The 14,247-nt window shown below is 59.0% G+C and carries 11 protein-coding genes; 5 read left to right on the top strand and 6 right to left on the bottom strand.

What is annotated here, in order from left to right:
• Nucleotides 1-6 precede the first annotated feature (6 nt).
• Entirely contained in the window at nt 7-2,328 is a 2,322-nt protein-coding gene (locus DW823_RS08655; RefSeq protein WP_199574422.1) for an NAD(P)/FAD-dependent oxidoreductase, read from the bottom strand.
• 222 nt (nt 2,329-2,550) lie between these two features.
• On the opposite strand from DW823_RS08655, the gene DW823_RS08650 reads away from it, so the two are divergent.
• The 3 genes from DW823_RS08650 to DW823_RS08640 all read left to right on the top strand — a co-directional run bounded on the left by DW823_RS08650 (nt 2,551) and on the right by DW823_RS08640 (nt 4,950).
• Complete coding sequence (locus DW823_RS08650) at nt 2,551-2,997, top strand: FxLYD domain-containing protein (protein WP_118081801.1); 447 nt, start codon at nt 2,551-2,553, stop codon at nt 2,995-2,997.
• 43 nt (nt 2,998-3,040) lie between these two features.
• A complete protein-coding gene (locus DW823_RS08645; RefSeq protein ID WP_118081799.1) occupies nt 3,041-3,463 on the top strand; it encodes an XRE family transcriptional regulator in 423 nt (140 codons plus the stop codon).
• A gap of 95 nt (nt 3,464-3,558) precedes the next feature.
• The gene (locus DW823_RS08640; protein WP_158567298.1) at nt 3,559-4,950 is read left to right on the top strand and encodes a protein kinase; all 1,392 of its coding nucleotides are present in this window, start codon (nt 3,559-3,561) and stop codon (nt 4,948-4,950) included.
• A gap of 39 nt (nt 4,951-4,989) precedes the next feature.
• Here the strand turns inward: DW823_RS08640 and DW823_RS08635 are convergent, their stop codons facing one another.
• The gene (locus tag DW823_RS08635) at nt 4,990-6,123 is read right to left on the bottom strand and encodes a glucosaminidase domain-containing protein (protein ID WP_118081795.1); all 1,134 of its coding nucleotides are present in this window, start codon (nt 6,121-6,123) and stop codon (nt 4,990-4,992) included.
• Between the two features lie 314 nt (nt 6,124-6,437).
• Between DW823_RS08635 and DW823_RS08630 the strand changes: the two genes are divergently transcribed.
• The gene (locus tag DW823_RS08630) at nt 6,438-7,694 is read left to right on the top strand and encodes an ATP-grasp domain-containing protein (RefSeq protein WP_118081792.1); all 1,257 of its coding nucleotides are present in this window, start codon (nt 6,438-6,440) and stop codon (nt 7,692-7,694) included.
• 84 nt (nt 7,695-7,778) lie between these two features.
• Nucleotides 7,779-8,525, top strand: a complete 747-nt coding sequence (locus tag DW823_RS08625) for an aspartate/glutamate racemase family protein (RefSeq protein WP_233543063.1) — start codon at nt 7,779-7,781, stop codon at nt 8,523-8,525.
• Nucleotides 8,526-8,649: 124 nt separating this feature from the next.
• Here DW823_RS08625 and DW823_RS08620 read toward each other — a convergent pair whose 3' ends face one another.
• The 4 genes from DW823_RS08620 to DW823_RS08605 form a co-directional block, all read right to left on the bottom strand.
• A complete protein-coding gene (locus DW823_RS08620) occupies nt 8,650-9,396 on the bottom strand; it encodes an energy-coupling factor transporter transmembrane protein EcfT (protein WP_118081787.1) in 747 nt (248 codons plus the stop codon).
• Nucleotides 9,389-11,140, bottom strand: a complete 1,752-nt coding sequence (locus DW823_RS08615; RefSeq protein ID WP_118081785.1) for an ABC transporter ATP-binding protein — start codon at nt 11,138-11,140, stop codon at nt 9,389-9,391. The genes DW823_RS08620 and DW823_RS08615 overlap by 8 nt, the downstream gene beginning before the upstream one ends.
• A 212-nt stretch (nt 11,141-11,352) precedes the next feature.
• Complete coding sequence (locus tag DW823_RS08610; RefSeq protein ID WP_055252353.1) at nt 11,353-11,928, bottom strand: hypothetical protein; 576 nt, start codon at nt 11,926-11,928, stop codon at nt 11,353-11,355.
• A 409-nt stretch (nt 11,929-12,337) separates the two neighbouring features.
• Nucleotides 12,338-14,137, bottom strand: a complete 1,800-nt coding sequence (locus tag DW823_RS08605; RefSeq protein ID WP_158567297.1) for a C69 family dipeptidase — start codon at nt 14,135-14,137, stop codon at nt 12,338-12,340.
• Nucleotides 14,138-14,247 lie beyond the last annotated feature (110 nt).

Raw genomic sequence — 14,247 nt, 5'->3', positions numbered from 1 at the left:
TTCGTGTTAGATATTGGTGCCGAGTCGGTATGCCGCACGGACCGCTTCGAGCACACGGCCGGGCGCAAACCCATCGCCGATGTTATGCAGCTCGTCAGCGGCGTGCGTCTGCTGCAGTTTGTAGAACAGCGCGTCGTCGGGGTGTCCGCCGCAGGCAATGATTACCAGGTCGCAGGTTAGCTCGAGTGACTTCCAGTCGTTGCCGATTTTGGGTGCAAGCGGGTTTTCGACGTTCTCGGGCAAGACCGGTGACCACGAGACGTAGGGGTCGGGAACGTTTTTGTGGCAGTTGCGACTCAAGTGGAGACGCGCACACCTCGATGGGGCTCCAGACTCGCGTTTGCCGTCGACTTCCGCGCGCTCGACGCGTGTCATATTGAGGAGCCGCACATTGCGTCCCCTGAGCGTATGGAGTAGGTGGCCGCGATTTGCCGTGCAGGCGCCCTGCATCATGTGAGGCAGCATTTCAATTACGTTGACCTGTGGTATGCCGTGTTCGACGGTGAGCCATTGGGCAACCTCGCAGCCCACGGCCCCTCCGCCAATGATGGTGACGGTTTTGGCGTTGCCAAGCAGCGCGGGTTGGCGCAGTAGCTGCGTTGCCAGCACGGCATGGCCCGATGCTGCAAGCTCCGTAAGACCGGGGATGGGCGGTATTGCATTGGAAGTGCCTGTCGCGCACACGATTGCGTCGAAGCCTGCTTTTGCAAGATCTTCGGCGCGTGCTGCCCGTCCAAGTTCGAGTGTCAGGTTCCCGTTGGGTTTTTCTGCCTGCTCGCGCACCTGTCGAACAAGATATGATCGGTAGTTATCGAGGTCGAACTTGATCCGGGCGGCGCTGGCGGAGAGGAGTTTTCCTCCAAGTTCATCTTCGGCATCGATGAGCTTTACGTCGTGGCCACGACGCGCGGCGATTAGCGCACAGACCATCCCGGCGGGTCCGGCTCCTATCACCGCTATGCGTTTGGGTTCTTTGGCGGGAGCGGGTGTCTGGGGCATGAGGTATTCAAAGCTGCAGCGTGGATTGACGGCACACTGCGGATGGCCCCCTTCGACAAACTCGTTGAGGCATCCTTCCTGGCATCCGATGCAGGGGCGAATATCTGCCACGCGACCGGCGTACGCCTTGTTGGGCCACTCGGGATCCGCAAGCAGCGGGCGTCCGAGCATGATCATATCGGCGTCGCCATTGCGAAGGGCACGTTCGGCAATGTCGGGGTAGCCCAACTTACCCACCGCGACAACGGGTACGGGAAGGCCGGCATTGGAGCGGATATTGTCGGCGGCAAAGCGCTCTCGAACGGCGCGCGCCACGGGAACGAAGCAGCCTGCGGGCATGCTCGCAGGCGGGTGGGGCATCCACCAGTTGTCATAGCAACCAAGGTCGACGTCAAAGATGTCTACTCCCGCCGCCACGAGCTCTTCCATATAACCCAGGGTCTGTTCGACTGTGCGGCCGCCGCGCATGCGTCCCAGATAGGTCGAATTCATGACCTGCTCGTCATAGGTTTCCTCGAGTGCAAGCGAAAGGTCGATGCGGTACATGATGGGGTAGTCGGGCCCAACGCGGCGACGGATTTCTTTGATCATATCGAGGCCAAACTGACGCCAATCGGCATAACGTCCGAGCTTGCGATGGTTAAAGGCGGGGTTTCCGAGCTGCTCGATAAGATAACCCTCGTGCCCGTGCAAATAGACGCCATCGATGCCCATAGCATGAGCATCGGCCGCCGCTTGGCCGATATTGTTTACGATACGGCGCAGCTTTTGATTCGAGAGGCGCATGCATGGAATGGCGGGGATGTAGTAGTTAGGCAAGAAACTCGCCGAGACCGGAAACTTTTTTTGCGTGATGAGGCATTGCGGGTTGCCCACGCGGCCGAGTCCGGCCGTAAGCTGGACAAAAATGCGCGATCCGAAGGCATGGACACCTTGGGCAAGGTCGCGCCAGCCTGCCATAACGGTTCGGCTTCGATCGATGCGCGGGAAATAGGTGAGCTTGTCCAGCTCGGTGACCGTGGTATCGATGCCGTGGCTTACCGGTACGAGTCCTGTTGTGATGAGGCCGCAGCCGCCTTTGGCGCGGGCGAAAAAGTACTGCAGCATCATGTCGCTGGGACGACCAGTTTCCTCGCACATGTCGATATTGCCCATCGGCGCCATGACAATGCGGTTTTTGACGGTGAGCTCGTTAATTTTGATGGGAGAGAAGAGCTTGTCAAAAGGATAGAGCTCTTGTGTCATGCGGGACGATCCGCAACCGGAGTTTTTGGCGGGCCAGCTGTCGAATGAGTCGACGAGTTGCTGCACCAGTACGTCTTTTCCCAATGAGGTTCCTTTCAGATGTTGACAAGGTAACAAAGCAGTTTACGTCTAAATGTTTAATAGTCAACAACAAAGGCATGAGTTCGGTGAAGGAAAAAAGACTCAATGAGTGCCAGGTGGCAAGCTGTGCTGCGACATTAGCTCCCAGCTAATGAATTTGAGCTCGCTGCCTCCTACGATGTGCTGTGTGCCGGCACGGTAGCCGGATCGTAGGAAGGATGCATAATGGCAAAAGAGGGAAAGAAGCCGATCGGCAAGATCGTTTTGGGCGTCATCGTGGTGCTCGTTGTTGCCGGCGTCGTGGGTTCTATGGGCGGTAACTCGTCTGATTCGTCTACGGGTGATGCAGCAAAGCCTGCCGAACAGACCCAGCAAGTCGAGGAGAAAAAAGAGGCACAAGAACCCTATACGGTTTCGGATGAGGCCGGGGATACGTCTAATCAGTTCGCGTATAAGATCACGGGCACGTTGACCAATAATACGGATAAAGAGCAAAGCTACATTCAGATTGAGTATGTTCTGTATGACGTAGACGGCAATCAGGTGGGAACGGCTCTTGCGAACACCAACCATCTCAAAGCGGGCGGCACCTGGAAGTTCGAAGCGATGAGCACGGTATCTCCCGACCAGGTTGCCAGCTGGGAACGTTCTGACGTGAGCGGTTTTAACTAGAATTAAAAACATGGTTACTATGCGAGCTGGGGGGTGAGGCCATATGCCCGATAAGAAGCTAACCGAAGAGTTGCTCAACGAGCTGCTCGATGCTCCGAGTATCGAGGGCTATATCAAAGAGCACGACTTTACCGCCCCGTCGCTTTCGGGGTATCTGAAACAGCTTTTGGAAGAAAAGGGGCTGGAGCGTTCGCGCGTGGTGCGTATGGCCGACCTCAACGAGACGTTTGGCTATCAGATCTTTACCGGTGCGCGGCATCCGAGCCGCAATAAGGTGCTGCAGATTGCCTTTGCCATGGCGCTGACGCTCAAGGAGACCAACCGCGCCTTGACGGCGGCGGGCGTCAATGTCCTCAACTGCAAGGACCGCCGTGACGCCATCATCATTTTCTGTATCGATCGTGGCTGCAGCCTGCAAAAGGTGAACGAGGAGCTGTATCGCTTTGGTGAGGAGACGGTGAGCTAACGGTTGGCTGCCGGCGGAAGCGCCGTTCACGATATTTAGAACGTGCAGGGCACGGGCGTCATGGGGCGTCCGCGCCCTGCGTTATTATGGACGCTATGGATACTCAGAGCCCAACATATTCCGATGATGAGCTGACCGCTGCGCTCGCCGGACACCTGGCGTCACTTGAGCGTGATGACAGCTATCGCGTAGACCGTGTGCTCAAGCACTCCGACGTCGAGACGACCGAGCTCGTGTACTTTGAGGGCTCCGGCGGAGGATCTCTTGGCCCCTTTGTTCGCAAGCGCATCGACGCGTCGGCCCAGATTGGCGGGGCGTATGAACGCCTGTTTGCGGCCCAGCATGCTGGGCGACGTTACGAGCACTTGCCTCGGATTGTCGATTGCCGCCGCGTGGGCGACGAGCTTTGCGTGGTCATGGAATACATCGAAGGCGAAACGCTCGGGGCCCTGGTGGGGCGTTTGGGTGCGACGCCCGATTATGCCTGTGAGCTGTTTGGCGCCCTTTGTGATGCAGTTGCGGAGCTCCATGCCGGCTTTGCGTCGGCGGGGGAGATGGCTGCGCCGGTGATCCATCGCGACCTAAAGCCCTCGAATATCATCGTATCGGGCGCAAACTATACGCCCGATACAGGCATGACATTTTCATCGCTGGTGATTATCGACTTGGGAATCGCTCGCGTGTGGCGCGAGGGAGCCGATGCCGATACCGTTAAGTTTGGCACGCGTCCCTATGCGCCGCCCGAGCAGTATGGTTTTGGCCAGACGAGCGTGCGCAGCGATGTCTATGCGCTCGGTGCCCTGCTGTTCTTTTGTCTGACGGGGGCCGACCCCAAGCCGGGTCGGAACATGCGCGAGCAATGCGAGGCATATGATATCCCCGCCTCGCTTGCCGATGTTATTTGCATGGCGATGGCGCTCGATCCGGACAAGCGCTTTGCAAGCGCGAAGGCGCTAGGGCACGCTGCGCGTGCATCCTATGCGTTGTCCGCACCGACGCCGTCGTCCGCGCCGAATGCTGCTTCCTTCCAAGAGCCTCCGGAGCGGCGAGCCGTGTGCCCTGCGCCCGTGCTCCCCACGGATCAGTCTCAGGGCGGATTGCCGTTGGTGCCTGAGCGCCCGAATTTACTCTCCCGCATTCCCGACACCGTTGGGCGCATTTGGAACGCATTCGTCTATCTTTCGCTACTTGTTTTCTTTGCCGGAAGCCATTTTGCCGTTTTTCATCCTACGGGCGCCAACCAAAACTACCCGATGTGGTTTCTCGCGATTGAGTATTTTATCTTCGTCGACGGTCTCGTAGTGCTCATCCATTTTGTGATGCTCGACAAACGCCGCCTTCGCCGGCGGTTTGAGCTACTCGATAGATACCGCGGTAAAAAGCTTGCAAAGCTCTGGCTCAAGGCTATGGGTGTGCTCTTGTTGGTAATGATTATCATCGTTGCCATTGCAAACGCGACTGGCGTCGTCGATACCTCCGTCGCGTAAAAGAAAAAGGGCCCCAATTGGGGCCCTTTGACGTTGATCTTAGATGCGGTTCATCTGGGTTGCAACCTTGTTGTACCAGTCCTGCCACGTGGGCGGGCAGTACTTTTTGGCGGCTGCCGGGGTAAGCGTGGAGCCATAGTTGGCGCCCAGGTAGGCAACGTGGGCAGAGACGCCCTCGCTCCAGCTACCAAAGCTCCGCCAGCCGCCGCCGCGGGCGCTCCAGCCCCAGGCGTTATAGGAGCCGGCACAATAGAGGCCCTTGCTGCTCTCGATGCAGGCGATGGCGGGAGACCAGCGAGGGTCAACACCGGTGTTCCAGGCTGCCACGGCAAAGTTGTAACCCTGGCCTGCCATGGGGGAGCCGGCGAGGTAGTTGTCGATGCGACTCGTCCACTCGTTGATAAACGAGTCGTAATCGGAGTTGCCGGTATTGGAGTTGTTCACCGTGGTGTCGATAGTGGTGTTGGCGTTATTGGCCTGGCTGTTGGAGTTGTTGCCGCTCACGCCCTCGCCCGAGAGCTTCTCGGCGGCAGCGGCCTTGTCGGCCTCGAGCTTGGCCAGCTCTGCGGCATTCTCCTGCTCGGCCTTTGCCTGGGCTTCGCTGCGAAGCTGCTGGGCCTGTGCCAGTGCGTCCTCGGCGGTTTTCTGCTCGGTCTCGAGTTGGGACTTGGCCTGCTCGAGCTCGGTCTTGTTCTGCTCGAGCTCGGTCTGCATCTTGTTGAGCTCTTCGATCTCGTCGACGCTCGAGCTCGTGATCTGGTTGGTGTACTTGCAGGTGGTGATGAACTCGCCCAGGCTCTGCGCGTTGACCAGGAAGCTCACGATGGGGTTGGTGCCCTTCTGGTACTTATACAGATCGCGCATGGCGGAGCTCGCCTTGGCCTGTTGATCGGGAAGTTCGGCTTCGATCTTCTCGATGCTTGCCTCGTTAGTGTCGATTTGCTTCTGCAGATCCTCGAGCTTGGTGCGGGCTTCGTTGTAGGCACTCGTGGCGGTTTCGATTTTCTGCTGGGCAGCGGAAAGCTGATCCTGCGTTGCCTGCGAGGCGGCATAGGCTGCGACGGGGGAGAGCATCGGCGCGGCCGTCAGTGTAACGGCAAGCGCGGCGCTCGTGATGATGCGAGCCGGCTTCGACGCGATGAGCGCTGCGGTGCGATGGTTCGAATGCTGCATCCAGTCCCTCTGCAATCAATCGTAGGTTATAGTTCGAAAGGTATTCTACTACTGCTTTCGACCTCAACTTGAACCTTAAAGGTTCTAAAGGGTCAAGTTGAACTTGAGGTTTTGGCCTTGACCTGCAGTTATAGTGAATTGTTAAGAAACCATAGAGTTCAACTTTAACGTTACGGAACCCTGCGGGCTCGATCATAAGCGCCTGCTTGCCATAGATATGGTGGAACTTTGGGAAGCGGCAGTTTGGCACGCTAGAATAAACCAGTTGCATAAAGACCGCCCATCGTACGGGCAGTTGATGATAGGAAGTTTCCATGGCATTGCAGTTTACAGAGCGCGAGTTTATACCCGTGCTGCTCGGCGGCGATATCAACGCCTATTCGGTGGCGCGCGCCTTCTACGAGGAGTATCAGGTCAAGAGCCTGGTCTTTGGCAAGTATCAGACGGGTCCTGCATACCGCAGCCAGATTATCGACTATACGCCCAATGTGGATATCGACACTATGCCGGTCATGATCGAGACCGTCAACGGCATTGCACAGGCCAATCCCGATAAGAAGATTATCCTCATGGGCTGCGGCGATAACTACGTCGCGCTTGCCGCACAGGCTCAGGATGCCGGCCAGCTTGCCTCCAACGTCATCGCGCCCTATGCGCCCTACAGTATGCTCGAGCAGTGCCAGAAGAAGGAGATCTTCTACGAGCTGTGCGAGAAGCACGGTGTACCCTATCCGCACACGTTTACCTTTACCATGGCGATGCTCAACGCCCAGGGCGAGGCTTCCGCCGAGGTGCTCGACCAGATCGACTTTCCCTTCCCGATGATTCTGAAGCCTTCTGACGGCATCATGTGGTGGGAGCACGAGTTCGAGGGCCAGAAGAAGGCCTACGAGATTGCCGATCGCGCCGAGCTGGAGCAGGTCATTCGCGATGTGTACGCCAGTGGCTACACCGATGACCTCATCTTGCAGGACCGCGTGCCCGGCAACGACGAGTACATGCGCGTGCTTACCAGTTATTCCGACCGCAACGGCAAGGTTCGCATGATGTGCCTGGGTCACGTGCTGCTCGAGGAGCATCAGCCCCATGGTGTCGGCAACCACGCCTGCATCATCACCGAGCCCAACGACGAGCTCATGGGTGGCGTGCGCAAGCTGCTTGAGGACCTTAAGTTCACGGGCTTCTCCAACTTCGACGTCAAGTACGACCAACGCGATGGTTCGTTTAAGTTCTTCGACTTCAACACGCGTCAGGGCCGCAGTAACTACTACGTCACCAACAGCGGCTTTAACGTTGCTAAATACGTGGTGGATGAGTACGTCTATAACCGTCCGTTTGAGCCGGAATTTGTGACGGCGCAGGACGAGGCGCTGTGGATGGTCGTCCCCATGGGCGTCGTTGACAAGTATGTCAAGGACCCCGAGCTGCGTGCGAAGGCGCATCGTCTGGCCAAGGAGGGCAAGGCTGCCGATCCTTCGTTTATGAAGGGCGATTTTGTCTTTAACCGCTGGTTGCGCATGTGGCACACCAAGCTGCGTCACTTTAAGCTGTTCAAGACGTATTACAAGTAGATGAGCGCGGCGCCCGCCCGGTTTGCATCGGACGGGCGCGGGCATGATACGAGCAATTGCATGGGCGTCACCAAGGAGGCGGCGATGGAAAAGCTGGGAGTTATCGGCGGCATGGGCGCTGAGGCCACGTCGTATTACTACGACCAGGTCGTGCGTCATACGGCTGCTACCTGTGATCAGGAGCATATCGACATGGTGGTACTTTCCAAGTCGACCATGCCCGACCGTACGCTGGCCATCAAGACCGGCGAGCATGCCGAGCTGCTGGCGACCATGAAGGAATGTGCGCGGGCGCTCGAGGGGCTGGGCTGTGCTCATATCGCCATTCCCTGCAACACATCGCACTACTTCTACGACCAGATTCAGTCGTTTACCAAGGTGCCGATTATCCACATGCCGCGTGAGTCGGTGCGCTATGCCCTGGCGGGCGCGGTGATGGGGGAGTGCGAGTTCGATCCCAACCTGAGCATGCCGTCCGAGCCGGTGCGCAAGATTGGCATCATGGGCACCGACGGCACCGTGGGTGCCGGCGTCTACGGGCGCGAGTGCGAGGCCGCGGGCGTCGAGGTCGTCTATCCCAGCGAGAAGCGCCAGGCCGACGTGATGTCGCTGATTTATGATGACGTGAAGGCCGGACGCGAGCCCGATATGGACAAGTTTGACCGCGTGATGTGGGAGTTCGCCCGCAGTGGCTGCGACCGCGTCATTCTGGCCTGCACCGAGCTCTCGGTGCTGAAAAAGTACCGAGAGATGCCCGAGATTACCCTTGACGCCATGGACGTCCTGGTGCGCGAATCCATCATCCGCAGCGGCGCCCCCTACCGCCTGTAGCCCTCGGCCTGCCAAAAAGGGACAGGTTTATTTTGGTAGGTTTTATCTGGGAAAACAGTAAGGCCCCGGCTCGCTTGATGTGAGCTGGGGCCTTTTGAATTTATCGGTTGCCGATGGCGATGGGCTAGAACAGGAAGCCGAGGACAATGAGGGCAATGCTAACAATAAGTATGGCAATGTCCTGGCCCTTGATGGGGTAGCGCTTGTACGAGCTCGCGCGCGTGCGCAGGTAGAAGCCGCGCTGCTCGGCCGCCAAGGCCGTGGCATCGGTTTTACCCACGCTCGAGATCAGTAGCGGCACGCACAACGGCAGCATGAGCTGAAGCTTCTTGATGGGGTTCTTGGTGTCATACTCGATGCCGCGTGCGGTCTGCGCCTCCATGATGGCGTTCATCTCCTGACCAAACACTGGCACAAAGCGCAGCGCCGTGGTAAAGGTGAAGGCATAACGATACGGAACGTGCAGCACTTCGACGCAGGCGTTGGCAAGGTCGCTGAGCTTGGTCACCATGAGCATCAGGATGAGCGGAAGCGCCACGCCCAGCAGGCGCAGGCAAGCCTTGGAGCCGGTGATGAGACCCGTGTCGGTAACGAAGCCCCACACGATGTTGCCATCGCGCATAAAAGCCAGCTGCAGCACCAGCATGATGAGCGCGAGTGGAATCAGCAGCTTGAGCAGCGCGAGCAGGCGGTCGACGACGCCGGCGTAGGCTCCCAGCGCGAGCGTGAGCGCCAGAAAGCCCAGCAGCGCCACATAGGTGTCGGACAAGAAGATACCGATGATGATGGCGGCGGCGAGGCCCAGTTTGATGACGGGGTTCAGGCGGTGTAGCAACGTGTTGCCCGGCATGTAGTCGATGACGTTAACCACGGCGGACCATCTCCTCGGTAATGCGAACGATATCAGTGACCTCACTCACCTGTGTAAAGGCGGGCGAGACGATGGATGCCAGACGGCGCGAGAGTTCGATGACCTGGGGCGGCTCAACGTAGGCACGCTGCATGAGCTCGATGTTCGAGAACAGCTCGTGCGTGCGGCCGCGGTCGAGGATGCGACCGTTGGCCATCACCACGATGCGCTCGGCAAAGTCGGAAACGACTTCCATGTCGTGACAGACCATGATAATGGCGCAACCGCGCTCGGCCATGGTGCGCACCGTTTCCATCACGGTCATGCACTCGCGGTAGTCCAGGCCGCTCGTGGGTTCGTCGAGCACCACGATCTTGGGCTCGACCACTACAACGGATGCCAGCGCCACCATCTGGCGCTGGCCGCGTGACAGCGAGAACGGTGCCTCGTCGGCGGGCAGGCCAAAGCGGTCGATGACCAGCTGGGCGCGACGCAGGGCTTCGGCGCGGTCGATGCCGGCAAGCTCTAGACCAAAGGCGACCTCGTCGAGCACGGTGTCTTTGCAGATTTGGCGGTCGGGGTTCTGGAAAAGCGTTGCCACCTCGCGTGCGATGCGGCTCGTGGGAACCGATGCCGTGTCCAAGCCCGTAACGCGCACGCTGCCCGATGCGGGCTTGAGTAGGCCCGTGAGCAGTTTAGTGAGCGTGGTTTTGCCGGCTCCGTTTTGGCCGACAATGCCCACGAGCTCGCCGGGGTAGAGCGTCAAGTTGAGGTCGTGGACGGCGGCGCCTCCATGGGGGTAGGAAAACTCGACATGGTCAAAGGTGAGCACCGGCTCGGCGTCTTTCGCATGCGGGCGCAGCGACGGCGCGTGCGGGGAGCCTGCGGGCGCCTGGGTATCGCTTGTCGCACGGTCGGGGTCGACGATGCCTGCGATCAGGCGTTCCGCCTCGTCGACATCCAGACAGGGCGTGCCGCTTACCAGGCCATCGGCCTCGAGGCTGTTAAAGATGCGCGTGACACGTGGGCAATCGACACCGATGGCGCGAAGCTTGTCGGTGCGTGCGAAGACCTCGTGCGGCTCACCTTGCAGCGCGATCTGGCCGTGATCGAGCACCAACACACGGTTGCAGTACTCCGAAAGTAAAGCGACCTTTTGCTCAACGACGACGATGGTGATGCCGAGCGCGCGGTTTGCCTCGCGCAGCGTCTCGAAGACCAAGGTGGAACTGGCGGGGTCGAGTGCTGCGGTTGGCTCATCGAGCACTAAGACGCGCGGACGCATGGCGAGGATGGCGGCGATAGCTACCTTTTGCTTTTGGCCGCCCGAGAGGGTGGCGATCTCGCGGTCGCGCAGGTCGCTAATGCCGACGGTCTTAAGCGTCTCGCACAAGCGCTGCTCGATCTGGTCATGCGGAACGCCAAAGTTCTCGAGACCAAAGAGCATTTCGTCCTCAACGACCGAAGCGACCATCTGGGTATCGATGTCCTGCAACACGCTGCCGACGATCTGCGATATGTCGGTGAGCGAGACCTCGCAGGTGTCGTGGCCGTCAACTAACACGGAGCCATAAAAGGCGCCGGTGTAGTGGTGAGGCACGGCGCCCGACAGGCAGGCGGCAAGTGTGGACTTACCGGCACCCGAGGGCCCGATGATGCCGATGAAATCTCCCTTGTTCACGCTAAGCGAAACGTGGCTGAGCGCCTGCTCGGTTTGCGTGCCATAGGAGAACGAGACATCGTCGACGTTGATGATCGTTTCCATGGATACCTTTCATAATCATTGGGGACGTTCTTACATGACTAGTCGTTTAAGAACGTCCCCAAAAGCTCGTTGTTTGGGACAGTCTTTGGTGGTGAAGCACGGATACGGCTTTACGAGGTGCCCCAGGTTGGCGCGAAAGAGGAGCGAAGCGTACTTGGGTATGCGAGCGACGAATGAACGCCAAGATGGGGTGGCTCGTAAAGCCGAGCGGGTTAGTTGAGCTTCAGGGCCTTCTGGATGGGCAGGTAGAGGGCGCCGACCAGAATGGCGTTAAATACGGCGGTCATGGCGACGACGGGCAGCATGGCTGCGGCGAGCTCGCCCACCACGCCGAGCATGGCCATCTTGATGACCATGAAGATGACGCCCGAGACAAAGGTGGTCACGAATGTTGCGACGATGGCGACGACGGGCTTAACCTGGCCGTCCTTGGCGGCGGCGTTGACAATGACGGCCATGAGCATGGCGGCGATACCCTCGGCGGCAAAATCGACAAACGGCGAGGTGGTAGTGATCTGGATTACGGCCGCCGAGATGAGACCAATGACGAGCGCCTGGCCAATGTTGGGACGAATGACCAGGATGGTGAGGCAGAAGGCCGAGATAATGAACTCGGGGCTGATCATACCGCCCGAGATGCCCGAGATTGCCTTGCCGACGGTGAAGTTGAGGATGAAGCCGGCGGCAAGCAGAATGGCGAGCAGGACAAGGGCGCGAATATCGAGTTTACCGCGGTCGGCGGTCTGGACGGTGCGGGGCTGGGCGGTGGCGGTGGTGTTCTGAGACATGGTGAAAGTCCTTTCGGAAGGGAAGTACAAGAGAAGAAAGCGGAGGCGCGTGATGCGAACGCGATCGGGCTCGAGATAGAAAAAGGCCCCCGGTCGAAACCGGAGGCCTTCCAATCACCTAGAGCGCAAAAACAGGCGTGAGGGACTCACTGTCGACCGATCGTATTCGCATCACGCCACCACCAGTTGTTGAGGGACTTCATCGTGTTCATCATCTTGGTGGCTCCTTTCGTGATGCCTTGGCGCGGTCGCACCTCGTTGCTGTTGCGCTGCACTATAGCACAGCGAAGTGTGTGCGGGGAAATCTTTTTTGAAAAGATTTCGGCGGCGTTTCCTGCCGGTCAAAAGGGCAGGCTGAGCGGGCGGGATGACTCATGCGACCCCGCCCGTCTCTTGGAACGCAAGGGCCTTAGGCCTTCTTGCGACGATAAAGCACGAAGCCGCAGACACCGATGATGACGACGGCGCCAACGGCCATGGCGGCCATGTTGTTGCCCTCGGACTTCTCCTCGGTCGCCTCTTCCTCAGCCTCGGGCTCGGCAACGTCCTTATCGGAGAGAGCCTCGTCGGCGTAGGTGATGGACTCGACCAGGCAGTCGTTGTCGGCATCGTAGTCACTCGGGACGAACTCCTCGGAGAAGTCGCCCTCCTTGAGGTAGTCGCGCATCTCCTCGAGCATGGCCTTGCACTTGACGTAGGTGTTCTTGGTCGCTGCCTTGCCGGCCTTGTTGGCCAGGGCGGTGCGGGCCTCGTTGTCCTCGGCGGCCTGCATGGCCTCGTCGACGGTCAGGTTCTGTTCAATGAGCTCCTTCTGCAGGGCGTCGAGATAGGCGCGGACGCCGGTGGCGCAGCTGTCGCGGTTCTCATAGGCGAGCGTGTTGATGTCCATGAGGACGTAGTTGATGGAGTTCTTGGGCTCCTCGTTGTTCACGACGTCTTCCTCTTCACAGTGATCGAAGGAGACATCCTGATCGCTGAAGTAGGGGCTGACCTCGGTGAGCAGTGCGGAATAGAGGGGGATAGCGACGGAGAACTCGGCGTTGGAGAGCATCTCCCACTGGATGGTCGCGATTTCGGGGTCCATGCCGTGACGGATCTGGAAGGTGTGGATCTCGGTGTTGCGGTTGGAGCCGATGGCATAGGCGCCGTCGGTGTTGGCGTTGAGGCCGGCGACATTCTCGCCGCGAGCGGCGAAGGAACGAATCATCTCAAAGGTGTTCCAGTCGGACTTGCCGGGCTGGAAGAACAGCGGCTGCATCTCGTGGACCAGGGCGCCGGTCGTCGCACGAGCGTCTTCGCGCTCGTCCTTGACGATCTCATAGTCGGTGCCCTCAGCAAGCGGAGCCATGAAGTAATCGCGGCCCTGGACATAGCGCGACCACTGGTGCATACCGGCCTCGCTAATCTCCTCGCCGTAGGTCTTGGCGACGTCGAACTTGCCGTCGGTGTACTCGGCAAAGCCCTTCTCCTTAGGCATGGACTCGATGCCCTCGGAGTGGAGGCAGTTCTCGGTGTCGTCGAGGTCGACGCCATAGGTGAGGTTGCCGATGTTGGGGTTGAGTGAGGCAATATCGTCGGTGAGCCTCATAGCGATCCACTGGTGGCCGGAAAGCGCTGCAAACAACCAGGTCTCGTTGTTGTCGGCAATGATGATCTGGTCGTTGGAGCAGACGCCCTGCTCGTCAATCAGGCTGCCGAGGAGCTCGACACCCTCACGGGCCGTGGCGCTCTCGCCCAGAATGACGCTGGCGTAGTTGTACTCGCCGATGCCGGTCTCCTCGGTGACGGGGTCGGCTTCCTCTGCCTTCTCGTTATAGGAGGTGCTCAGCGTGGCAGAGCAGGAAACGCCCTTTTCGTTGATGCCAGCCTCGGAATATGCGTCGTAACGATCTTCCCACTGAGAGGGGTTGTCGCGAACGAAGGTGTAGCGGTAGGTTGCGCCCTTGGACTTGTACTCAAAGCCGGACTCGACCGAGGTGTACTTGCTGCCGTCCTTGTGTGCGGGCTCGATGCCAAAGTGCTTGATGTAGCGCGGGCCGAAGTCCTCGGAGCGTCCGTAGTACGTGTTGCCGTCTGCCGTGAGCTGGCTGCCCATGTAGATCTGGGTGCAAGCGAGCGCCGAAGTCGGCATGGCCATAATGGCCGCTGCTCCAAATGCAAGGCCGCAGCCGAGCTTCTTGAGCGTGTTGACAGGATGAGTAAACCTCATGATCCCTCCCAACTGTTGAAACCCCGCGAAACCGTACGGAGTTTCAGCTAATAAATACATCTACTAGCCTAAAGGAAGTGTAAAGAGTATTCATTCGACAACAGCTTTTA

It is taken from the genome of Collinsella sp. AM34-10 (assembly GCF_003469185.1).
In the GTDB taxonomy this organism is placed as follows: domain Bacteria; phylum Actinomycetota; class Coriobacteriia; order Coriobacteriales; family Coriobacteriaceae; genus Collinsella.
This window is presented reverse-complemented; position numbering and strand designations above follow the sequence as displayed.